Origin of the sequence: Nodosilinea sp. LEGE 07088 (assembly GCF_015207395.1) — a bacterium.
Lineage (GTDB): Bacteria > Cyanobacteriota > Cyanobacteriia > Phormidesmidales > Phormidesmidaceae > Nodosilinea.
This window is the reverse complement of the sequence record NZ_JADEWX010000015.1, coordinates 13,012-36,272: the sequence shown is the minus strand read 5'-3', so window position 1 is coordinate 36,272 and position 23,261 is coordinate 13,012. Positions and strand designations below refer to the sequence as shown.

The 23,261-nt window shown below is 59.2% G+C and carries 20 protein-coding genes; 10 read left to right on the top strand and 10 right to left on the bottom strand.

Translation table 11 applies throughout. The features are described from left to right. Positions 1-52 precede the first annotated feature (52 nt). Positions 53-925: a hypothetical protein gene (locus IQ254_RS06050; protein ID WP_193965272.1), complete on the top strand. Its 873-nt coding sequence runs from the start codon at positions 53-55 to the stop codon at positions 923-925. A gap of 76 nt (positions 926-1,001) precedes the next feature. Here IQ254_RS06050 and IQ254_RS06045 read toward each other — a convergent pair whose 3' ends face one another. Together IQ254_RS06045 and IQ254_RS06040 are read right to left on the bottom strand one after the other, a co-directional pair. Further along, positions 1,002-1,610 carry a GUN4 domain-containing protein gene (locus IQ254_RS06045; protein WP_193965271.1) on the bottom strand — a complete coding sequence of 203 codons (609 nt, stop codon included), beginning with the start codon at positions 1,608-1,610 and terminating at the stop codon, positions 1,002-1,004. 155 nt (positions 1,611-1,765) lie between these two features. Beyond that, entirely contained in the window at positions 1,766-4,657 is a 2,892-nt protein-coding gene (locus IQ254_RS06040; protein WP_193965270.1) for an ankyrin repeat domain-containing protein, read from the bottom strand. A gap of 544 nt (positions 4,658-5,201) precedes the next feature. On the opposite strand from IQ254_RS06040, the gene psb28 reads away from it, so the two are divergent. From psb28 to IQ254_RS06025, 3 genes are read left to right on the top strand one after another with little or no spacing between them, the layout of a single operon-like run. Beyond that, on the top strand, positions 5,202-5,537 hold the full coding sequence (psb28, locus tag IQ254_RS06035) for a photosystem II reaction center protein Psb28 (RefSeq protein WP_193965269.1): 336 nt from the start codon (positions 5,202-5,204) through the stop codon (positions 5,535-5,537). Between the two features lie 13 nt (positions 5,538-5,550). After that, positions 5,551-6,042: a molybdenum cofactor biosynthesis protein B gene (locus IQ254_RS06030; protein WP_193965268.1), complete on the top strand. Its 492-nt coding sequence runs from the start codon at positions 5,551-5,553 to the stop codon at positions 6,040-6,042. Positions 6,043-6,073: 31 nt separating this feature from the next. Next, entirely contained in the window at positions 6,074-6,916 is an 843-nt protein-coding gene (locus IQ254_RS06025; RefSeq protein WP_193965267.1) for a DUF3598 family protein, read from the top strand. 4 nt (positions 6,917-6,920) lie between these two features. On the opposite strand, the gene IQ254_RS06020 is transcribed toward IQ254_RS06025, so the two are convergent. From IQ254_RS06020 to IQ254_RS06010, 3 genes are all read right to left on the bottom strand, one after another. Then, positions 6,921-7,553, bottom strand: a complete 633-nt coding sequence (locus tag IQ254_RS06020) for a hypothetical protein (protein ID WP_193965266.1) — start codon at positions 7,551-7,553, stop codon at positions 6,921-6,923. Between the two features lie 13 nt (positions 7,554-7,566). Further along, positions 7,567-9,252 carry an ATP-dependent DNA ligase gene (locus tag IQ254_RS06015; protein WP_193965265.1) on the bottom strand — a complete coding sequence of 562 codons (1,686 nt, stop codon included), beginning with the start codon at positions 9,250-9,252 and terminating at the stop codon, positions 7,567-7,569. Positions 9,253-9,365: 113 nt separating this feature from the next. Next, positions 9,366-10,340, bottom strand: coding sequence for a succinylglutamate desuccinylase/aspartoacylase family protein (locus IQ254_RS06010; protein ID WP_193965304.1), 975 nt, complete (start codon positions 10,338-10,340; stop codon positions 9,366-9,368). 295 nt (positions 10,341-10,635) lie between these two features. Here IQ254_RS06010 and IQ254_RS06005 point away from each other — a divergent pair, with 295 nt between their 5' ends. Next, positions 10,636-11,181, top strand: coding sequence for an NADPH-dependent FMN reductase (locus IQ254_RS06005; RefSeq protein ID WP_193965264.1), 546 nt, complete (start codon positions 10,636-10,638; stop codon positions 11,179-11,181). A 192-nt stretch (positions 11,182-11,373) separates the two neighbouring features. Here the strand turns inward: IQ254_RS06005 and IQ254_RS06000 are convergent, their stop codons facing one another. Both IQ254_RS06000 and hflX read right to left on the bottom strand, forming a co-directional pair. Further along, positions 11,374-12,417, bottom strand: coding sequence for a bestrophin family protein (locus IQ254_RS06000; protein ID WP_193965263.1), 1,044 nt, complete (start codon positions 12,415-12,417; stop codon positions 11,374-11,376). A gap of 13 nt (positions 12,418-12,430) precedes the next feature. Further along, on the bottom strand, positions 12,431-14,116 hold the full coding sequence (hflX, locus tag IQ254_RS05995) for a GTPase HflX (RefSeq protein ID WP_369011292.1): 1,686 nt from the start codon (positions 14,114-14,116) through the stop codon (positions 12,431-12,433). 65 nt (positions 14,117-14,181) lie between these two features. Here hflX and IQ254_RS05990 point away from each other — a divergent pair, with 65 nt between their 5' ends. From IQ254_RS05990 to IQ254_RS05980, 3 genes are all read left to right on the top strand, one after another. Next, on the top strand, positions 14,182-14,358 hold the full coding sequence (locus tag IQ254_RS05990) for a hypothetical protein (protein WP_193965262.1): 177 nt from the start codon (positions 14,182-14,184) through the stop codon (positions 14,356-14,358). A 167-nt stretch (positions 14,359-14,525) separates the two neighbouring features. Continuing rightward, positions 14,526-14,951, top strand: a complete 426-nt coding sequence (locus IQ254_RS05985) for a CAAD domain-containing protein (RefSeq protein WP_193965261.1) — start codon at positions 14,526-14,528, stop codon at positions 14,949-14,951. A 126-nt stretch (positions 14,952-15,077) separates the two neighbouring features. Next, entirely contained in the window at positions 15,078-16,382 is a 1,305-nt protein-coding gene (locus IQ254_RS05980; protein ID WP_193965260.1) for a hypothetical protein, read from the top strand. Positions 16,383-16,450: 68 nt separating this feature from the next. On the opposite strand, the gene IQ254_RS05975 is transcribed toward IQ254_RS05980, so the two are convergent. Further along, positions 16,451-17,734, bottom strand: a complete 1,284-nt coding sequence (locus IQ254_RS05975) for a serpin family protein (protein ID WP_228040233.1) — start codon at positions 17,732-17,734, stop codon at positions 16,451-16,453. A 537-nt stretch (positions 17,735-18,271) separates the two neighbouring features. Between IQ254_RS05975 and IQ254_RS05970 the strand changes: the two genes are divergently transcribed. Beyond that, positions 18,272-18,847, top strand: a complete 576-nt coding sequence (locus tag IQ254_RS05970) for a pentapeptide repeat-containing protein (RefSeq protein WP_193965259.1) — start codon at positions 18,272-18,274, stop codon at positions 18,845-18,847. Here the strand turns inward: IQ254_RS05970 and IQ254_RS32000 are convergent. Further along, positions 18,839-18,973, bottom strand: coding sequence for a hypothetical protein (locus IQ254_RS32000; RefSeq protein WP_255526978.1), 135 nt, complete (start codon positions 18,971-18,973; stop codon positions 18,839-18,841). The genes IQ254_RS05970 and IQ254_RS32000 overlap by 9 nt on opposite strands. 8 nt (positions 18,974-18,981) lie before the next feature. Then, positions 18,982-21,879 carry a DNA polymerase I gene (polA, locus tag IQ254_RS05965; RefSeq protein WP_193965301.1) on the bottom strand — a complete coding sequence of 966 codons (2,898 nt, stop codon included), beginning with the start codon at positions 21,877-21,879 and terminating at the stop codon, positions 18,982-18,984. A 160-nt stretch (positions 21,880-22,039) separates the two neighbouring features. Here polA and IQ254_RS05960 point away from each other — a divergent pair, with 160 nt between their 5' ends. Continuing rightward, a complete protein-coding gene (locus IQ254_RS05960; protein WP_193965258.1) occupies positions 22,040-23,245 on the top strand; it encodes an FAD-dependent monooxygenase in 1,206 nt (401 codons plus the stop codon). Positions 23,246-23,261: the final 16 nt, after the last annotated feature.

Below are 23,261 nucleotides of genomic sequence, written 5' to 3'. Positions count from 1 at the left end.
GTCACGCTGATCCGGTTTTACCCCTTCACCTTTCGACCCATCCTCAAGCACTATGAAATCCAATCTCTTTTGCCGACGCTTCAGTACCCTGCTGCTGACCACAGCGCTCACGATCGCCGCCTATGGTTGTGGTGAACCCTCTGCCACGGCTGAGAGCCCAACCAGCCAGCCAAGCAGCCCGACAGCGGCCAGTGCCGCCGTTGGCGCAGACGCCGCCGTGGCCCCTGCGCCAACTGACGCTGAGCTCGAATCAAGCGATAGCCGCCCCGCCCAGACCCCGGAGCAAAATACCGTTCGCCCGCGCATTGCCGAGGGCTACTACGCGATGGGCGGCACCGGCCAGGGGCTAGAAGTGCGCGGCAATCAATACCGTTACTACGACGAAGGCGGTGAATATGAGTGGCGACCTACCAGCCAGCTCACCACCATCAACCCTGGCCATGTGTTCGACGGGGAAAACTACTGGTGCCACAGCGACAGCGCGCCTGAGGGCGGCGGCATCTGCACGGCCAACGGCTGGCAGGCCTACAGCAGTATCGGCACGATCGCATCTGATCAATTCTCGCTGGGGGGTGTTGAGGCAGGGGCTACAGAAGCTGAGGTGATTGGCCAGCTCGGTCAGCCCGATCAGATCGACCAGGTCAGCCCCTTTTCGACCCGGTTCACGTATCGGGGAATGTCGATGAGCTTCTTCGAAGGGGCGATTTCGAACATTCGCAGCGTCAGCCCCAGCTACTGCACGCCGTCGGGTCTGTGCCCCGGCGCTACCGCCGCTGAAGCCGAACGGCTCTACGGGGCACCGCTGGTGGAGCCCCGCTCCGATGCAGACTACTGGCAGTACACCAACTCGGAAGCCGCCTGCACGATGGAGCTGGAGGTGACGAATGAGACCATTGGCGCGATCGCCATCCTCTGCCAAATCTAGGGCGATCGCACCAGTAGGGGCATTGCACTGCAATGCCCCCACGTCGAACCTTGCCTAATTAATGGACGTTTGCAAATTACCTGACCTTCGAGTTAAAACCGCAGGTTGGGTCGAGAAACCACCGCCAGCTGGTGTTATACCCCGAGCCGTAGGTTGAGAAACTATAGCCCATGTAGTACGGGTAATGTCCCTTGGGAACTTGCTCCGGTGACACTGAATCGTAGGCCGGTTGATAGGGATTTTCAGACCGATCGGGCAGGCGTTCTGGCCAGCTCACTGCCTGAAAAAAGCTTAGCGTTTGTTGGGGGCTGGGGGGTTGATCCTCGGTCGGCAACAGCTCCAGATCTGCTAAAACTTTGGCTTGAGCCGTGAGACCAAAGTGGCCTTGAGAATAGTCCGTCCACAGACCGTCGACAGCGGTCGGTAGATAGCAGGGAATCAGTTGATGGCTATCGTTTTCGCCAAATTCGGCCCAGTGGGCCTGGCGATAGTGGTCGAACAAAATCTGCGTGATCTGATCGGCATCAATCCAGCGCTGCTGGGCCAGGGCTTGCTCTAGATCGATTAGACGCTGAGGCAGACCGGCACCGCCCCAGTCGGCGGTCTCTCCCCAGCGCTCGGAGGCGGCTTTGAATCGCTCACCGTCAGCAACATCTGCAAGGTTGTAGCATCCGCGGCTTGCCAATTTTGCGCCTGAAGCTGCTCTTCCAGTTGGCCGTAGTCAACTCCTCCCCTTGCGAAAAACCGAGGCATCTGACAAGCGTACAGCCCACCGATCAGCAGGATGCCGAGACCAATTGAGTAGATTCTGTGGAGCATGCTGCTGCTGACCCCGCGACCCTACTCGGGTGACCAAATTCGGGCAGTATAGGTCTCGGTGACCAGCCAGCGGTTATCGGGGCTAAATTGCAGGGTATTCCCTGGCAAGACGGCTAGACGCTCGCCATCGCTGGTCCGACGAAGATCGATGGCACCGTCCAACGAGGCCATCAGAAGCGGCACTGCAAAGGTTTGACCGTCGGGGCTAAGGATAATCGGTCTCGCCAGAAAAATCGCGCCTTCGGTGTCCGTAGTGTCGACAGAGAGGGTGCGATCGCGCTGATAGGTCTGCAAGTTCCAGTACATCAGCATCTGCTGATGGTCTCGCACGATCAGGGTTTGACCATCCTGGGTGAAGGCCAGCGCCTGCGGGGGATCCGGCATTCGCAGGGTAATCACTCGCGCTCCGGTAGCCGCATTCCACAGCTTGACGCTGCGGTCGGTATCGAGGGTGGCAAAGTAGCGGCTATCGGGGCTAAAGGCCATGCCGTTTGCCAGGGAAAAGGCGTCGTAGACAATCTCGGTTTGATCCGTGATTTGGGTGGTGACTTTAATCAGCCGACCCTCGGTGCCCCAAAGCTGAATCGTGCGGTCGGTGGCCACGGCCAGTTGCCTACCGTCCGGGCTGAGCAGCAGCGATCGCACCGGGCCGGGGTTGACTTCCCCAGCCGACAGCCGCAGGGTGCGGTAAAGCTGACCGCTGGGCGACCAGATTTTGACGGTGCCATTTCCGCCGGTATAGACATAGTTGCCGTCGCGGCTAGTTACGATTTCGCTCACCCCCCACTGGTCGGCAGACCACTGCTTCATCAGCGTGCCCCGCGCCGTATCCCAGATGGCCAGGTCACCGTTGTTTAACCTAGCCCACAGGGTTTGACTGTCGGCGCTAAAGGCCAGGGCCTCGGCCCGCAATCTAGCCACTGGCAGCAGGGTGACGCGGTGGGTTCCTGTCGTCAGGTTCCACAGCGCTAACGTCGCCTCATAGTCGGCAACATTTGTAGAGCTGCTCACGGCGATTAGCTGACTGTCGGGGCTAATCGCCACCGCGTGGGGGGAGATGCTATCAGCCCAATACGGTTCGGTCTGAAATATCGCCGTTAGGTCAAGCCTAAACCGCTCCTGGGGCGATCGCCAGGATGCATCGGCGGGCGGGTTCATTGCGGTGGCCACCGCCGCCATCAGCTCAGGAATGCGGCCATAAAAGCGACTATCCCGCAGCGCCATCGCGTCAATGGTGCAGCTGCCGCAGTGCTCGCCAGGACCGGGCGTTGCCAGATCCTGCACCACCGCGTCTGAGACCCCAGCCCAGGGCAGGTGCCCCTCGGGAGCCTGGAGCGAGTAGGTCAGCTCTGACTCATTGCGCCAGTCACTGCTGATAAAATCGGGTTCCTCGCGGGGATCCGGAATTTTCCAGCCAACGCGATCGCGAAAATCATTTACCGCCGCATCGCGGTCGTTGGGGTGGGCCGCCTGGGCCGCCTGCCACAGCCGCAGCTGCACACTCAGGCCAAAGCGCCCGTCGCTGGCCGTCAGCCACGCCTGATCGATGGCCCGAATTAGCGCTGGGGTCACCACTGGAGCCTCAGTCGCCTGGTTCGGGACTGAGGCAGGATCGAGCAGTCGCCGGGTCTCTCGATCTGCCGCCGCCCAGTTCTGAGCCCGGAGCAGCTGCCGTAAAACCGCCGTATTCTCGTCTGCGGGTCCATCGGCCCGATCGTTCCCCGCTGCTGCTTCAGCCACCTGTAGGAGGTTGGCGATTTCTGTCTTGCCCAGCCGCTGGGCAATCTCCAGCGCTGTCTCGCCATTGTTATCCCGCACGGCATAGAGCGGCTCGGGCAAGTCTTGGCTCAAAAACAGCGCCGTCAGCTCGGTGCCCCAATAGCTGGTTGCTTCGATCGCTGCCTGATGCAGCGCCGTACGCCCCTGGTGGTCTTGCACAGTGAGATCGGCTCCCGCCGCTACCAGCTGCCGCGCCACGTCAATATTGACATCAAACAGGGGTGTCCAGCCCTGGTTATCTTGGGCATTGACATCAGCGCCGTGATCGATGAGTATCCGAGTCAGTTCGGGGCTAAACCGATGTCGGTGCAGGGGCGTTTCTCCCTGCTGGTTGGTCAGGTTGACGTTCACACCCTGGTCTAGCATCGCCGTCAACACCGCTGGGGCAAGGCTATTGCCATGAATCGGCGCACCATAGGCGTTTTGCAACGTGAGATCCGCACCAGCTTCAATCAGCGGTATCGCCACGGCGGGCACGGTGACGGCATAGTGCAACGGCGTCCAGTTTTGGTTGGTACGGGCGTTGAGGTCTGCTCCATTTGCGAGCAGCCAGGCAATAGTCTCTTCGGTAGCCCGGTGCAGGGGGGTAAAGTACTCTTGGTTGCTGGCATTGATGTCAGCCCCGTGGTCGAGCAAGAGCTGCATTACTTCTGGGGATTTGTCGCCATAGATGTTGTGAAGAGGCGTGGAGCCCTGGTGATTTCTGGCGTTGACGTTAGCGCCACGATCAATCAACAGCTGGGCCACGGCCTCCCCGTGGTAGCGAATGTAGTGCAGCGGCGTGTTGCCTTCCCCATCCTGACCGTTGACATCAGCGCCCTGGGCGATCGCCCGTTCAATCAGGTCACTCTCGCTAGAAATCAACAGATTCAGCGGCAGCCACTGTTGTCCATAAAAATCGCAAAGCTGGTTGAGATCGCCCCCCTGCTCAATGGCGTCACGGATGGCCGTGACGTCCAAATAGGGAGAGGTTTGATCTTCAACGACCTGGCAAAAGGGAGAGCGATCGCCGCTTGTCGAAGACTGTGCCCACAGCGGCAAAGGAGAAACCGCACCCATCGCCACCAGTAGACTGGCGGCATAGGCTTGCAGCGAAAACGAGAACCGAGCCCGCGATCGGGGTAACAAACCCATAAAAACCTGACCGATGACGTTCGGTTAAACGATAAATGTGAAGTGAATCTGCAAAAAGTACCAACAACAAAGATGGGGAATATTCCGGCGGACAAGTCCACTTTCTAACCCGCCTGGCAGGTGCCCGCCCCAGAGCACACATACTGCCCCTGACTCAGATAGTGCACCACCTGCACCTGCTGAGGCTGGCCGTCGGTCAATAACAGCCGCCTTGAGCGGTGTGGCGCAAGCTATTGCCCACAGACACCCATCAGTAGTCAAACACCAGTCAAACACCAGCCAAACACCCTCCCTCAGTCCGTTACACAATTTGATACCGGCGGGGTACCTGTTTACGGCTCAGCCTATGTTGAAGGGGCTTATCCGTCGCGCCTTTCAAGCTGTACTGAAACACGGGTGGGCGCACCTACTGTCATGGCCGCCCGAGATGGCATTTGGGGGTTAGCTAGCTCCTAAAAGACTTGAGAACGCTCACCCTTCCCTAGTCCCGGTAACGTGAGAGAATAAATTTTTACAAATAGAACCCTAGGTTAGGACGTTTCCTATGGCCGAAATTCAATTTTCCCGTGGTACAGCCGAGCCGGTGATTCCCGATGTACGACTCACCCGTGCCAAGGATGGCTCCGACGGCACCGCCACCTTCTACTTCGATCATCCCCAGGCGTTGTCTGGAGAAGAGGGTGTAGAAATAACCGGCATGTACCTGGTTGACGAAGAGGGCGAGATGGCGACCCGCGATGTCAACGGCAAGTTTGTCAACGGCGAACCGGCGGGCATCGAGGCTACCTACGTGATGAAGAGCGAGGCCGAGTGGGATCGCTTTATGCGCTTTATGAATCGCTACGCCGAGCAAAACGGCCTGGGCTTTACCAAGAGTTGAGTCACCTTTAGCCATGGCCCATCCCCAGGCGCTGTCGCGGCCCGTGCGCTGCGCAGTAGTCACCGTCAGCGATACCCGCACCGTAGAGAGCGATCGCAGCGGGCAAATCATTCAAACGCTGTTGGCTGAAGCGGGGCAGCAGGTGGTTGAGTATCGCATTGTGCCCGACGAGCCCGATCGCATCGCCGAGCTATGCCAAACTCTGGCCGACCAGGTAGACTGCATCATGCTCTCGGGCGGCACCGGCATTGCTCCCCGCGACACGACCTACGATGCGGTTGCCCACCTGCTAGAGAAAACGCTGCCGGGATTTGGCGAAATTTTTCGCCAGCTGAGCTTTCAAGAGATTGGCTCCCGGGCGATCGCCTCCCGCGCCGTGGCTGGGGTCTTCCAGGGGACGCTGATTTTCTCGTTGCCCGGCTCCAGTAAAGCCGTGACCCTGGCGATGAACGCCTTAATCTTGCCAGAGCTACCGCACCTCGTCAGCCTGATGCAGAGTGGATAGGCCCACATCCCGCCATACACCCCCTGAAACCATGACCAATGCGTCAGCACCCACATCCCAATGGGCGCGCCTGCTCAAGAATCAGGGCACCTGGGTCGGGTCGTTCACCAGCCTGTCGACCGGCGGAGCCTTGTTGCACGATATCCCCTCGGAGGTGGCGCTGCTGCCCCTTAACCAGGGCAACACTATGCGCCAGGTAATTCGCAAGTGTCCCCCCGGTCAGCCCCCTAGCGAAACGGTGCTGGAGTATGGCTCACTGGGTAAGGGAGTGCTGTTTTGTGAAACCGGGGCCTTTTCCCAGGGGTCAATTCAGCGCAGCCCGGTGAGCGAATTTGGGGCCGAACTGGGCCTGATCCACGGCAGCGAGCGGCTGCGCATCGCCCAGATCTTTCCGCAGCAGCCGACCTTGGGCAGCCTGACGCTGATTCGCGAACACCTGGAAGGCACCGAGCCCACCCCGCGCCCGGAGCTGTCTGTCGATCAGCTCCTCGGCACCTGGGTTGGGGAAGCAGAAACCGTATTCCCCGACTTACAGCCGCCTCAAACCATGGCGACCCGACTGGAGCTAAGGCCTGGGGAAACTCCTGGGGCGATCGCCCAAACCCTCACCTTCGGCAATAGCCCTGCCATCCAGTCCGAAGGGCGATCGGTGGGCAATGCTTTGAAGTTTGACCAGGGGAGCCCACCGGTGACGGTGCTGCGCCTCCCCGACGGTGCCTCGGCCACCTTCCCCACCGAGATTCGCTCTGGGCAGCCGTTTTTTCTTGAAGTGGGCTGGCTGATTACCCCTACCCTGCGGCAGCGGCTGATTCGCACCTACAACGCCCAGGGCACCTGGGTAAGCCTGACCCTGGTGGTCGAGCAGAAAACTTGAGCCGCTATCTGGCCAGCGCTACATTAGGTTCGAGAATGTTAACTAAAACCCGAAGGAGATCCTCTAGATCAGCGGGCACCCGGTAGAGATCGAGGTCTTGGGTGACCTGGCGAGAGTGGCGATCAAATTGCCCAAACTGCCAAATGTTACCGGTCGAAATTGCCCCTTGTAAAATACTTTGGTCAGACTCAATCCATTGTTCAAGGGCAATCAGCGCGATCGCGAGTTGCACAAAGCCGCGCTCTAAATCCTCATTTTTCGCCTCAACCACCAGAAATGTCGTGCCATTTTGCAACAGGTAGTCTAGCGATCCTTTGAGCTGGTTGCTCACCGCCACCGGATACTCGACATTGAGCGTAGCAGCGGTGTAGTGCAGCACGTCCGTTAGTACCGGGGCAATTAAAAACTCCCGGCGGGCCATTTCGCTGGTTAAGCTCAGGCGAGGCAGACTTTCTTCGATCCGCATTTTGAGATCGCTGAGGCGATTGAGGGGGCCAGCATAGCGAGGTAGGGTCAACGACTGCCGCTGTAGCGAAACGCCAAAGTGCGCCAAAATATCCTGGGGAGCAAAGTTGAGCTTAAAGTAATCTGCAAAGGTATAGGACTGATCGGGCTGGATAATGGCAGCTTTTAGCATATTGAAATCCGAATTATTGGCATGTTGCTAATAGCGCCTGGGCCGATTCTAGCGTATCGGCTTCGGCGGCAGGCTTGTCCGTCCGCCAGCGCAAAATGCGGGGAAACCGCACCGAAATGCCCGATTTGTGACGGCTCGACTCGGCAATACCCTCAAAGCCAATCTCAAACACCTGGATGGGCTCGACCGATCGCACCGGCCCAAACCGCTCGATGGTATGGCGGCGAATCCACTTGTCGAGGAGGTCGATTTCGGCATTGTCGAGCCCGCTATAGGCCTTGGCAAAGGGCACTAGGGTATCCCCCTGCCAGAGGGCAAAGGTGTAGTCGGTAAACAGGTTGGCCCGCTTGCCGCTGCCCGCCTGGGCATAGATCAGTACCGCGTCGAGACTCATGGGGTCAACCTTGTATTTCCACCAGTAGCCGCGCTTGCGGCCCACCAGGTAGGGGCTGTCGATCGCCTTGACCACCAGCCCTTCGGCCCCGTGCTGGCGGGCCTTTTGACGCAGTTCCGCCAATTCGTCAAATGAGTTGAAGGTCAGGGGGATGGACTGGTGCAGGTTGGGGGCGGTGTGGACGCCTAGCAGGGTGGTGAGGGAATAGGTGCGATCGCGCAGCGCCTGCTCCCGAATATCCACCCCACCGTACTCCAGCAGGTCGTAGGCGATGAAGTGAACCGGACTTGCGGCCATGACCTTTTTGCTGACTTGCTTACGGCCCAGGCGCTTTTGCAGATGGTTAAACGACAGCGGCCTACCGTCTTGCCAGCAGAGAATTTCGCCATCCAGCACCGTACCGTTGGGGAACAGCGCCATCATGGCTTCTATCTCAGGGAACTGGGGCGTCACCAGATCTTCCCCCCGCGACCAGATAAACACCTGGTCGGCCCGCTTAATCACCTGGGCGCGAATGCCGTCCCACTTCCACTCCGCCCGCCAGCGAGAAAACTCTTCGACCCGAAACTTGTCTTCGTCCAGGGAGGTGGCGAGAAAGAATGGGTAGGGCTGGCTGGGGGCATTTTGGGTTGCTTCGGCACTGGTCAGACGGGTGTAAAACTCAACCGTGGGGGTAAAGTCGCCCATCAGTCGGTGGGTCAGCACCGGTTCTGAGATACCGGTGGCGACCGCTAATCCCTTGATCACCAGCTTTGCTGACGCGCCGACACGAAAGGCTCCGGTGAGAATTTTGTTGAGCACAAAGACTTCGGTATTGCTCAGCGCGGCCCACCAGGAAATGATCAGATCGCGCCGTTCGGCGTCGGTTGACACCGCTTTGGCCATCGGGATAATCTCCTCCATCCACTGGTGCAGCGGCATGGGATTAACAGGGGGATGGGCATTGGCAATGACCTGGGTAGGGGCAAACGACTGTTCGCCCCTAGGGGGAGCTTGACCATTGACCAGGGTTGGGCACGACAAATCCACATCCCGCAGCAGCAGCGCAATCACTTCGGCGGAGTCACCCACCTGGGCGTAGCAGTCTTTAAACAGCCACTCAGGAATGTCAGAAATTTGTAGAAAAACCTCCCGCAGCACCCGCGAGGTAACGGTGCGGCGACGGGTTTTGCCCAGCAGCAGATACAGTGCCCAGACCTTATCGGCAGGGTCAGCGGTTTGGAAGTAGGCCTGTAGCGATCGCACCTTCTCGTTGGTTGAGGTGGTGGCATCTACATCTAAAAAGAGCTGGGTAAAGTGCTGCATGGGTGAGCTAATGGGCCGACGCTGCTTTGCCCATCCTACAAGTCTTGCTTACCCTATGCTTTGACCTAGGGGGGGATAGGGGTAGGCGGTGGGTGCGATTCTCGTCACCTGGCCTACGAGTCTTGCCGGTCATCCGAGGCTGGCACATCATCGGTTTTGATGCTGGCAACGTGAACCAGGGCATCGCCCTGATTGACCAGGGGGTTTTGGCCGTGGCCAATGACAATGCCAGCCAGGGGGCTGCGCACCTGCACAGGTTTATCGCCAAAAGTATCGCTGATAAAGCCCAGGGGCTGGCGGGGCTTTACCTCATCGCCCAGGTCAATGGAGCGGTGCCAGATGCCCCCTCGCGAGGCTCGTACCCAGCGGGTTTCACCGGCTTCTAGGGTTACGGGCGGGCTGGTTGCCGGTGGGGCGTACATGCCCAGGTGGGCCATGGCCCGGTAGATGCCGTCGATACCGGTTTGAATTGCGATCGCGTCAAACCGCAGGGCTTCGCCCGCCTCATAGAGCAGGGTGGGGATTTGGCGTTTGGCGGCGGCCTGCCGCAGCGATCCGTCGCGGTGGGAGGAATTGATCATAATCGGGGCCCCAAACGCCTGGGCAAAAGCATAGGTATCGGGGTTTTGCAGGTTGGCCCGCACCTGGGGCAGATTGATGCGGTGGATGGCGGCGGTATGTAGATCAATACCGTGGGTGCACTGGCTGACCACTTCTCGCATAAACAGGGCTGCTAGACGACCGGCCATGGACCCACGCGCCGAGCCAGGGAACGAGCGGTTCAGATCGCGGCGATCGGGCAGATAGCGCGACTGCTCAATTAAGCCAAAAACATTCACCACCGGCACCGCAATCACCGTCCCGGTGAGGCGGTGGGGCTTGAGCTCCCGCACCACCCGGCGAATGATGTCTACCCCATTGAGTTCATCGCCGTGGATAGCGGCGCTCAGCCACAGGCGCGGCCCAGGTTTTTTGCCGTGGATGATGGTGATCGGCAGCGACATCATCGTGCCGGTGGGCAGGCGCGCCACGGGCAGATCGAGACGCACCCGCCTGCCTCGGGGAATAGTTTCATTCCCAACGATCAGCGGGGCCGGAGCAGCCGTCTCAGCTGCTCCGATCGCTGGGCTGACTGCTTCAACCCGCTGACGGGAATCGAACGTAGGGTCTACCACAGTGGCCTCCGACCCTGAAAGGGCAATTTTGTCGTCACTATAGCCAATTAATCCAGCTATCGAACCAGAAATCTCTAAATCAGGCCAAGGTATCTGGATATAGCTCCTAAAAAGAACCTACATCCAACCCCCAACCCCTCCCTTGACAGATAGCCGCCAAATTCATTAACCTGAAGTCATTACGACTACGAATAAAAAGAGGCATATCATGGTCAAGTTTGCAGGTATTGCCGGAAGTTTGCGGCCCAATTCCTATAGCCAATTGGCGCTGGGCCTGGTGGGCGATCGCCTCCGGGCTCTGGGGGCCGAGGTCGAACTCCTCGACCTACGCGAGATGACGTTGCCCCTGTGCCACGGCGGCAAAGACTACCCCAACCATCCCGATGTGGAACGTTTGCGCCAGGCATTTCTGGCGGCTGATGGGTTCGTGCTGGTCACCCCCGAGTACCACGGCAGCGTTAGCGGCGTGCTCAAAAATGCGCTAGATCTGATGAGTTTTGACCAGCTCGATGGCAAAGTGGCGGGTGCTGTCAGCATTTTGGGGGGGCAAGTCAACAGCAATGCTCTCAACGATCTGCGTACCATGCTGCGCTGGGTGCACACCTGGGTGATTCCAGAACAGGTGGCGATCGGTCAGGCCTGGCAGGCGTTTGATGACCAGGGCAAGCTGACCGATGCAAAACTCTCTGAACGCCTTGATGGACTGGCCCAGAGCCTCTACGACAATACCCGTCGGCTGCGTGGAGTGGATTAATGCATCTCTCTGAGAACGGGATAACCATGCGTTATGGATGGTCGATACTCAACTTTACTGGCTCTGCATCGGGCAATCCCGGCACCAAGAGCCGAATCTACCTTCGACCCGACGACTTACCTCGGAGTTTAGGGCGGTGGCAGGAGAGCCCAACCGGGCTCAACGTGGGTGATGGCATCGGTGGCCTGCGTACTAGGGAGTTAGTTGCCCGGAGGCAGGCGAGGAATCGGCCACCACTGGAGGGCACCAGCGGGGCGTACCCGGCACCATCGAAATCAGGTCTTCGGTATTTTGCTGCATGGTGCGGCAGATGGTGTCGAGGGGCAGATCGTTGGGGTCATTGCCAAAGGGGTTTTCGATCTCAATGCCGATCTCTTCGATACCAAAGACCGCAAAGCTGATCAACCCCACCAAAAAAGGCGTACCCCAGCCCACCGTCCCCACTAGCTGAAAGGGGAGGGCCAGGCAATAGAGCAACAGCAGCTGCTTTAGATGAATCGAGTAGGCCACCGGCACAGGGGTCTTGAGAATGCGTTCGCACCCCCCTAACGCATCCACCAGACCGTCGAGGGTTTCTAGGCAGTAGGTGAGCTGGTAGGGGTTAAGGGTGCCCCGCAGCTGCTGGGTTTGTAGGTAGTCGGCTACCCAAAAGGCAATCTCCAGGGAGGGGTTGTTCATCCCCTGGAGCGTGGTAAAGCGATCGCAGCTCAGTAACCCTGCCAGCTCGCTATCGGGGGCTTCGCCCCGCAGATGTAGCTTCATGGCGACGGCAAAGGCGGGCAGCAGGCGCACGGCCTCGGCCTTGGCCTGCTTATCTTGGGGCTGGGGAGTGGCGATCGCCACCCACATCTGCCGGGCCAAATTGCGGGTCAGGTTGATCACATTGCCCCACAGCTTGCGCCCCTCCCAAAACCGCTCGTAGGAAGTGTTAGTGCGAAACACCAGCAGCAGGCCCAACACCAGGCTAGGCACCACCGACGACAGCGCTGGCGATGACACCGGCCAGCCCCGCCAGTACAGCAGCAAAACCGCTACCGAGAAGCCGCAGCAGAGCAGGGTTCTGGGCAGTACCGACGGGATCACCGACCCCCGCAGGCGAAACAGCATGCCAAACCACTGCTTTTCGTGGTGGCGAACGTGGCGATTGGGGGCTAGACTCGGCACCGGCGGCTCCTTTGGGCGGCATGGATGGGCGCGATCGCAGTATTTGCGGTGGCGATCGCCACCTGCCGGCATTGTAGATGCTCAGCTAGACCGTGACGGCGTAATCGATCAGCGTTAGCAGCCGCTGCCGCAGGGTATCGAGCCCGAGGCGCTCGGTAGCCGAAATAAATAGGGCCTGGGGATATTCATCGTAGGCCAGCTCCAGCACCTCATTACTGACCCGGTCGGCCTTGTTAAACACCAGCAGCATCGGCCCCGGCACAATCGGCATCTGTTTGAGAATGCGCATCACCCAGTGAATCTGGTCTTGCCAGGCAGGGTGCGACACATCCACCACATGGAGCAGGGCATCGGCCTCGGTCACCTCTTCGAGGGTGGCGCGAAAGGCATCCATTAGCGAGGCGGGCAGCTCCTCGATGAAGCCCACCGTATCGGTGAGCACCAGCTGGGTGGTGGCGTGGGTGAGAGGGTCGGTGATGGCCAGGCGACGGGTGGTGGGGTCGAGGGTAGCAAACAGCTGGTCGGCGGCGTAGACCTCGGAGTTGGTCAGCGTGTTGACCAGGGTAGACTTGCCCGCGTTGGTGTAGCCCACCACAGCGATCGAGGGCAGGTTGTCATCCTGGCGCCGGTGGCGCAGGCGAGAGCGGTGGGCCTGGAGCTGGTTGACCTCCTGTTGGAGCTTGTTAATCCGCCGCTGAATGGTGCGGCGTTCGGTCTCCAGCTTGGTTTCACCAGGGCCCCGGGTGCCGATACCGCCGCCCAGTCGCGACATCGCCTGACCGCGTCCTCGTAAACGGGGCATCTGGTATTCGAGCTGGGCCAGCTCGACCTGGAGCTGGCCCGCTCCGGTCTTGGCTCGCTGGGCAAAGATATCGAGAATCAGCTCGGTGCGATCGACCACCCGAATGCCCACCAGCTTTTCCAGGTTACGTACCTGCATGGGCGATAGGTCGCGGTCAAACACAATCAAGTTGGCCCCCACGGTTTGGGCCGCCAGGGCGACCTCCTGCACCTTACCGGCTCCCAGCACCGTTTGCGGGTGGGGGCGGGGCCGCTTCTGGTAGAGAGTTTCGAGCACTTCACCCCCGGCACTGTCGACCAGGCGATCGAGCTCTTGCAGACGGGTGTGAAAGTGGTCAGCGGTTTGGTCACTGGTGAAGAGACCGACCACCAGCACGCGATCGCGATCGTCCTCCACCTGGCGGGCGGTATAGGCGCGACTAAACTCTGCCTCTAGCCCCTCCGCCAGAGCCAAAAAATCCTGCTGGGAGAGCGCCTCTAAAGCGGTCGGTGCCGACACCAGCCAGCGCTGCTCGGGGTGGGGCACTAGATGGGCCAAATAGGCACTGTGAATATAGCCCGTCGCCCCGCCCCCCCGGCGGGTAAACCCCGTACCCGACAGCGCCAGCACCGCCAAGACATCGAGGCGCTGGAGCGCCATGGTGGTAAGCGTGGCGTCGCCCGGTGGCGCCAGCTCAAACTGAGTCGTAATACAGCGAATGCCGCTGAGGCGCTCGGCTCCATAGCGGGGCAGCTCGGTTGGTGGAATTTGCGTTTGCCGGAGCGTGCCCACCCCCACCCGAATGACCTGCCCCCGGCGATTAATGTACGCACACAAGGGGCTGTCAATCTCGGTGCTAACCGCCGCCAATCGCTGGGCAAATTCTGGGGTAACCACGCAATCGCCGGGCAGTCGCTGATGATAGATGCGCTGCAACTGCTTGAGCTGACTGGGCTTGAGCCCCTTTAGATGGCCGTAAACCGTTTCGATAGGGCTAATACACTCCTGGGTACGATGCGATATGCCATAGTAATTGGGCTGAAGTGAGGCCGTCAATGACTTCTCTATATTCTAACGATCGCCCGAGCCAACGCCGCCAAGGCGGCTTCATCCGCTGGGCAACCCCATCCCCTAGGCATAGCCAAGGGCCGATGCCCGACCCCGGTTTCGTCGTCGATCGGCGACAGCTTTACAAGTATTTAGATTCCCTAGAGGGCCTCTCAGGCGAATAAATGACCCCGGTGTAGGGGCGATCGCCTGCCAGACAACGATTGACACCCAACCATTTGAACATCGAATTAATTCAGTCTGTAACTCTCCTAACGCTCAATAAGAATTGGGTGTATTCTTGTTTCGTAATTATCCATTGAACTGAATCAAGCCCCTGGAATGATTAGTTATGAGTACAGAATTTGAGTCAGATACTGCATTTACAGACCCTGAGAAGCCAGTTCTAGATGTGGAGACATCAGAATCGGCTACTGGTGCCATTGGGGATGAAGCCAGCCGTCAAGTACAGCAGGTGTGGGAAAAAGTCTCTGGACTGTTGGGCGATCTGCCCGACTATGTGTCGGAATTCTTTAAGCAGTACCGTCGGCCCATTGTTACTGTCGGCCTGATTATCGCCGCCATCATTGCGGTCAAGCTGGTACTGGCGCTGCTCAGCGCCATCAACGATTTTCCGCTACTGGCACCCCTCTTTGAGCTGATCGGGTTGATCTACAGTGGCTGGTTTCTCTACCGCTACCTGCTCAAGGCATCCAATCGCCAAGAGCTATTGAGCGACATCACCGCTATTCGCGACCAGGTACTCGGCAAAGGCTGACCTCAGTCCCTGCATTGGTACGGTAACTGCCCCCTGTGGTTCTCGATCCCGGTTTCTATACTGGTTGTATACGCAACTAGCAGAGTAAGTCGACGTGTCGTTAGAACCCAGGGGTTCCAATAATTTATGGCGCAGACAAAGACGATTACCCAAGCGGTAGAGCGCTTAGGCCATCGAGTCACCATCGGAGACGTCGCGGCTGAAGCAGGCATTCCCCTGCTGGAAGCTCAGCGGGGGGTACTGGCCCTGGCGACCGAGACCCAGGCACACCTCCAGGTGGCAGAATCGGGCGAGATCGCCTACGTTTTCCCCAAAAATATTCAGGCGGTGCTGTGGAGCAAATCCTGGCGACTGCGGTTGCAGAGCACCTGGGAAAAGATTTGGCGGGTGTTGTTCTACCTGATCCGCATTTCCTTTGGCGTCATGCTGATCTTGTCACTGGTGTTAATTGTCGTCGCCATTACCGTACTGGCGATCGCCGCCAGCAGCGCCGGGCGCGACGATAACAACAGCGGTGGTGGCCGGGGCGGCGGCGGCATGGTCTTTATGCCCCGGATCTGGCTGGGCCCAGACATTTTTTGGATGTTTGACCCCAGGGGCGATCGCCGCCGCCCCGCCCGCGCCAAGAGCGACCTCAACTTTCTGGAGGCGGTGTACTCGTTTCTGTTTGGCGACGGCGACCCCAACGACGACCTCGACGAACGTCGCTGGCAAAATATTGCCCAGGTGATTCAAGCCAACGGTGGCGCGGTGGTAGCCGAGCAGATTACCCCGTTTTTGGGCGACCTCGGCAAGGGCTGGGACAGTGAACTCGAAGACTATATGGTGCCGGTACTCAGCCACTTCAACGGCCTGCCCCAGGTGAGCCCCCAGGGAAACATCGTCTACCAGTTTCCGGAACTTCAAGTCACCGCCAAAGCACGGCGCACCATCAAGCCACCCCAGTTTTTGCGGGAGCTGCCCCGACGCTTTAGCCAGGCCACTTCAGGCCAGGTCATGATGGCCATCGGCCTGGGCGGAGCCAACCTAGTGGGTGCCCTGGCTTTGGGCAGCATGCTGCAAAATAACGCAGCCCTAGTGGCAGAGCTGGGGGGCATTGTGGCCCTAGCCAATTCCCTTTACTGGGTGCTCCTAGGCTATGGCGCAGCATTTTTGTCTATTCCTCTGGTGCGCTACTTTTGGCTGCAGCGGCAAAATAGCAAACTTGAAGCCCGCAACGCCGAGCGCGAGCAGCGGGCCGCAGAGCTCAAGCAGCTCACCGATGACCTACAGGAAAAGCTGACCTTTGCGGAGACCCTCAGGGGCCAGACGGTGCTGGGTACCGATGACCTGGCCTACACCACCGAAGTCGATCTGACCGAGCAGGAAGCGGCCCAGAAGGACAAGCTCGATAGCGAGTGGCGGCGGCTGCTGGAGGAGCGCGGGAAGTGAGTGGATGAGTGAATGAGCATGAGCCTGTCTACCCGCCTACCCATCCACCCGCCTACCCATCCACCCGCCTACCTCGGGTCTACGATCGCCCCAACAAACAGCAGCGTACCGGTTTGGCGATCGCGGATGGCGGCCAAAAAGGGGCGATCGACCACCATCTGAAACGGTGGCTCGGGCGGCATCTGAATCGAGGTGGGCATGATGCCGATGGCCGTGCTGGCGGCGGCTTCGGTGCCGGTTTCGTTGACCTCAATGAAGGTCTTGTGGCGCACCTGGTTGATGAAAGCATCGAGGGGGGTAAGGCCCGAGAAATCGGCTTGTCCTGCCTCAAAGGCAATGCCCATGCCCATGGCATCAAGGGTGGGAATCAGGTTGGCCTCGTACTCAAACTGGAACTTGGGCAGCTGCACTTCGCCGGGGCGCGATCGCATTTGGTTCATCCAGCCCTGCCAGGTTTCAGCGTCGAGCTGAGTCGCCACCGTGGCCAGGTCGGTGTCGGGGGCAGGCAAAATCACCTCAAAGCTGAGTGACTCGTTGCCGTAGGGCAGGCTGACCGCCTGAAACTGGTCAGTTTCCACATAGAGATAGTCGTCGTCTTGGGCCATCAGGGGATGCTCAATGGTGTCGCCGTTGGCCAGGGTAAAGGGGCGATCGCGGGTGCGATCGGGGTCAAAGGCTTCGCTCCAGGCTCCCTTGAAATAGACGGCGTTGGCCAGCACCAACAGCTGATCGGCGGGCAGCTGCTCGACGATGGTGGGAATGCGATCGCGGGTGTGCTCTTTGACCCAGGCGTTGATGCGATCGCTAGCGGCAGGTAGGCCAAAGTCTAGAGCGGCTACTTCGGCAGCGTAGGCGACCTGCATGCGTTCGATGTAGTCATCGCGGACTGGCAGCTGCTCGTTAATCCATAGCGAGTTGGCAATCTCCAGCGCTACCTCAGAATCGAGCTGGGCCAGGTGCTGGGTGATGGCCTGGTTGCCCTGGTTGATCTGATCTAGGTCTAGCCCCCGGATCTGGAGCGCGTCGGCGATCGCGGCCTGGGTCTCACCGCCTGCGCCGTTGTAGACCAGGGCGAGAGCCAGGGCAACGCTAGTGGGCGACACCAGCACGTTTTGCTCAGGGCTGGCCTGTCGCAGGTGCTCAAACAGGGTGAGGCCAAAGTCCAATTGGGCCTGGGTAAGTTCGCTATCCACGGTAGGGGCCTGGGTTAACTCGGGAGAGGGTAAACCCGTAGGGTTGTAGGGGGCGGGTTCAGAGGCTAAGGGCGGCTGAGCCTGAATCTGGGTGCAGCCTAACAGCAGGGCCGCTAGTCCGCTGCCCAGGGCGGCCCAGCCCATCCATCGGTGTTCCATGGCAAGGGTATCAAGTAACGCTGTCCTTACCTTGCCATGGCGGAGCAGACTGCTCAGGATGGTTTCAAGAATGGAAACTGTTTGGGTAGATGGGTGGATGGGTAAGGGAGTAAATGAGGGTCGGTGCGTTTGAGGAAGGCTGGCTGTGGGTCATTCCCTTCGGCAACCACGCCAAGCTAAGGACAATTCTGGAAACGAAAATACCCGAAAATTTTGCTTTCTCTCGAGGGCGCAGGCCCTGCGCCCCTACCTGGGGGTATCTTCTTTCTCAGAAACTACCTAAGTTTGCTGCGATTGATTGCACAAATCATCTAGCAGCTCCGATTCATGTCAGGATCAAGGAGTGGACTAGAAAGCGGTAGCTTTCTAGTCCACTCCTACCAAAGAAGCTACTCCATCATCAATTGTCCTTTTTCTACTTATATTTCTATGTAGTAAAAAGGCGCTATTCAAGGCATGGCTCGCGGCGGCTTCTCTTTTGAGGCAGCACCTATCTCATTAGCTGGTGGCCGTACAGCCAGGCTAAAAGGAGGAAACATGCGTTGTAAATATTTTGCGTTATGGCCTGGGCTATCGATGTTGCTGCTGGCCACCCCGGTTCTCGCTGAACCCCCCTTGGTCGATCTGCAAACTTCCAATGTCCGCAGGCTATTGATTCTCAATCAATGCCCAGGCTGCGATCTGTCCTGGGTCGATCTGAGGGGGGCTGATCTAATGGGCGCTAATCTGCACCACGCTAACCTCACCGGAGCTGACCTGTCTGGGGCCAATCTAGAAAGGGCAAATTTGACCCAAGCAAATTTAACGGCTGCCAATTTGACTAGAGCTTTTCTAAGCCAAACCACTCTAGTCAATGCCGATCTCGACTATGTTAATTTCACCGAAGCTCAGCTCTACTCTACAGATGTGACCGGAGCCTCTATGGACTATCTCAACCTGTTGGGAGCAACCGTTGTTGACACACCTATCAGCGTTGGTGGCGGCGATTGGGAGCAGGAGATTTCACCTATCATCAGCCCCGAAGAGATTTGGCAGCTTCACCCGCCGAGTGCGCCGCTCTATCCACCCGCCGAGTTGATCGATGTGCCTGAGCAGGTTTTGCCCCTATCTTGAATCGGTCAAGTCTGGGGTAATGCCGTTAGGCTTCACGGAAATGTTGACATCGCTCAACCCAGCCGCCTCGACCTGGGCCTGCTCATCGGCTGAGGTGTCCTCTTCCTGGGGCGATCGCAGATTCAAGCCTGTCTTTACTTGGTCTCCATCCAGTTGGGGCCAGCATGGGCCTCGACCCTGAGAGGCACCTTCAGGGCCACTGCCGACTCCATCACGGCAGTAATTTTAGGCTCTAGCGCCTCCCACTCGGCAGGAGGCACTTCAAACACCAGTTCGTCGTGGACTTGCAGCAGCAGGTTGGCCTCATAGTCTTTCAGTAACTCGTGCAGGCGAATCATGGCAATTTTGATAATATCGGCGCTGCTGCCCTGAATCGGGGCGTTGGCGGCGGCCCGCAGCGAGCCCGCGTCATAGCCATTGGTGCGGAGGGTGTCGAGGTCGATGGTCGCGGGGTCGCTGCCCTTGAGCGATCGCAGCTTGCCATCGGTAAAGTTAAAGTACCGCCGCCGTCCGCAGATGGTCTGCACGTAGCCGAGGGCGATCGCCTCCCGCTGCATCTGTTGCAGGTACTCGAAGACTTTAGGGTAGCGATCGTAGTAGCGATCGATAAAGGTCTTGGCCTCAGCACGGCTCACCCCGGCCTCGCGGGCAAAGCGCACCGCCCCCATGCCGTAGATAATGCCAAAGTTGATCACCTTACCCGCCCGTCGTTCTTCTGAGCTGATCTCATCTTTCTCGAATAGCAGCCGGGCGGTCAGAGTGTGGACGTCATCGTTGTTGTTGTAGGCCTCCACCAGCACTGGCTCGCCGCTGAGGTGAGCCAGAATGCGCAGTTCAATCTGCGAATAGTCTGCCGCCACCAGCCGCCAGCCGGTTTCAGGAATGAAGGCCGCCCGAATCTGCCGACTAAAGGCTGTGCGAATGGGGATATTTTGCAGGTTCGGGTTCGACGACGACAGCCGCCCGGTGGCCGTCACCGCCTGGTTAAAGTCGGTGTGCACCCGGTGGGTGTCGGGGCGAATCAGGGTGGGTAGGGCATCGACATAGGTTGATTTCAGCTTGGAGAGGGTGCGGTGCTCCACCACCAGATCCACTACGGCGTGGTCGCCCTGGAGCTTTTCCAGGGTGGAGGCATCGGTGGAGTAGCCGCCAGATTTGTTTTTGCGTGACTTGCGCTTGTCCAAGCCCAGCTTTTCAAACAGGAGTTCACTCAGCTGCTTGGGCGAGGCCAGGTTAAAGGTTTCTCCGGCCGCTTCGTAGGCGGTTTTCTCCAGGCGGGCCAGGTCGGTTTCCAGCTGCTTGGAAAAATTCGCCAGGTAGTCGGGGTCAACCCGAATGCCAATAGATTCCATCTCGGCCAGTACCGGCTCCAGGGGCAGCTCGACCTCGGTGAACAGGGTTTTGAGGTCGGGTACGCCGTCCAGCTCGGCCTGGAGCTGGGGCACCAGCAGGTAGGTGGTGTGGACATCGGCCCCGCAGTAGATGGCGGCTGCCGCCACCGCCACATCGGCAATGGTCTTGCCCTTGGGCACCAGATCCTCATAGCTCTGGGCGACAAGGTTGAGGTAGCGCAGGCTCAAATCCGTCAGGTTGTGGGTGGTTTCGGGGTTGAGCACGTAGCTGGCCAGCATGGTGTCAAAGACCACCCCCGCCAGAGCAATGCCCTGGTGACGCAGTACCAGGCGATCGTACTTGGCATTTTGCAGCGCCTTGGGAAACTCGTCGTCTTCGAGAATGGGGCGCAGGGCATCTAGCACCATCTTTAGGGGTAGATTTTTGCCCTCGCTATGGCCGACGGGAATATAGGCCATCTCGTCTCGCCCGGTACCCCAGCAGCAGCCCAGGCCCACTAGGGTGGCATCCCGTGGCTCCAGCGAGGTGGTCTCGGTGTCCCAGGCAACGGGGGTGGCGGGGTTCTTTTGCGCCGAGAGAATGTCGAGCAGTTCGTAGAGCTGGGCTTCGGTAGTAATGATCTGGGGTGCGATCGCCACCTCATCCACTCCCTGGGCGCTGTCGGTTTCTTCTGCCGTAAAGAAAGCCACGTCAGCACCACCAGCATCCTCACGGCTGGCCTCCTGACTCCTGTCTCCTGAATGCAGAGCCTGACTCGCCGTCTTCTCTGCCGCCCTCCCCCCAAAAGCAGTTTGCAGCTTGCCCAAGCGGTTGACAAAGTTCTGAAACTCCAGCTTTTTGAGCGCTGGAATCACCACGTCGGGGTCAAAGCCCTCCAGCTTGCAGGTGGCCAGGTCGATGGGCAAATCGATATCGGTGACGATCTTGGCCATGTAGCGCGAGTGGTAGGCCGACTCTTTGCCCTCGATCAGCTTCTTCTGGGTGGCACCCTTGATATTGTCGATGTCGGCGTAGATCGCATCCAAATCGCCATACTCCGCCAGCAGCTTGGCGGCGGTCTTAGCCCCAATGCCCTTGACGCCGGGGATATTGTCCGACGAGTCGCCGCATAGCGCCTTGTAGTCCACTACCTGGTGGGGGTAGATATCCAGCTTGGCCTTCACTTGCTCAATTTTGAATTCCTGGGCCAGACCGTTCTTGGCTCCCCTAGCAAAGGCGTTGCCTAGGTGCAGCACGGTGATGCACTCGTCGGGGTCAATCAGCTGAAACAGATCCTGGTCGCCACTGAGAATTTTGACGCAGAATCCTTCGTCCAGGGCCTTAGTCGCCAGGGTGCCAATTACATCGTCGGCCTCAAAGCCGGGAGCCACATAGATATTGAGGCCAAAGTCGGTCAGCAGTTCGTTCAGGTTCTCAACATCCTCTAGAAACCCCTCCGGAGCTTCGGGGCGACCGTCTTTGTAGGTGGCGTCGGCCTCGTGGCGAAAGGTAGGCTGGGCCAGGTCAAAGGCTACGGCAGCGTACTGGGGCTTTTCCACCTCCATCATGTCGAGCAGCGACTTGAGAAAGCCGTAGCAGACGCTGGTGGGGATGCCCGTCGAGGTGCGCAGGCCGCCGTCGGCATTTTTGGCGAAGGCATAGTACGAGCGAAAGGCCAGGGAATGGCCATCCACCAACATAAGAGTGGGCTTGAGAGTGGGCTTGTCGGCCTTAGAAGCGGGTGCTGCCACAGCGAGTTCCAGTCGTCGAAGGATGAGTCCCTATTGTAAGGGGAGGGGCTAGGGTCATGCCATCGAGCGTTATTCTGAACGGAGGTTTTGCTGTAGCGCTGATAAAATTATGGCCAGAGTGATTATCGCAGGAGCTGGCCCCACCGGAGCCACCCTGGCCCTACTGCTGGCCCGCCGCGGCATCCCCGTCACCCTGATCGAAGCCGCCCGCGACTTTCAGCGCCAGTTTCGCGGCGAAGGGCTGATGCCCAGCGGCCTCGACGCCCTGCACCAAATGGGCCTCGATTCGCTACTAGAGACCATTCCTCACCACCCCCTCAGCGCCTGGGAATTTTGGCTCAACGATCGCCGCCTGTTTCGCGCCGACGAACCCCTGGGAGCCAATCGCCCCTGTACCCTGGTCTCCCAGCCGCCACTACTATCGGCCCTGGTGCAGGTAGCCCAGGCCAAACCTGGCTTCGAGTGGATTTTTGGGACCGCAGCCAAGGATCTGCTCTGGCGCAATGACCGGGTTGCGGGAGTGTTGCTAGCAAACGGGCGCACCCTAGAAGCCGACCTGGTGATCGGGGCCGATGGCCGCGCCTCGGCGATGCGCCAGCAGGGGGCGTTAGCCCTCGAAACCCAGCCCAAAAGCATCGACGTGCTGTGGTTTAAGCTACCCGCCCCCGCTAGCTACGAGACCGACAATCGGTTTTGCACCGTCGTTAAGGGCGGGCGGGTATTCAGCCTATTCCATGGGGCAGAGGCAGGCAAAATGCACCTGGCCTGGGCCATTGACCCAGAAGCACCCACCGAGCCAAAAGACTGGGCAACCACGTTTGCTGCCCTGGTGCCGCCAGATCTAGTGAATCACTTTCGCACCGTAAAAGATGAGATTACGCCGCCGCTGCGGCTCTCGGTCGTGGTGGGCCGCTGCGATCGCTGGCATCGTCCAGGCCTGCTGCTGCTCGGCGATGCCGCCCACCCGATGTCGCCCGTGCGGGCGCAAGGCATTAACCTGGCCCTGCGCGACGTGATTGTGGCCGCCAATCACCTGGTGCCAGTGCTCAGGGCGGCGCAGGATGGCGCTCCCGATCCCACCGCGATCGATCAGGCCTTAGGTCGTATTCAGGCCGAACGAGAACCGGAAATTATTGAGGCACAACGGCTTCAGGCCCACGAGGCCAGTCGGGGTGAGCTATTGCGTCGCTTTGGCCTGCTGCGTCAGGGCCTCAGTATCTGCTCACCAATGGTAGGCCCCCTAGTTGAGCAGGTCTGGACGCAGCAGCAAAAGCCCTTGCGCGAGGGAATTACGCCAGTACAACTAGAGGTTTAACAACAAACCAATGATA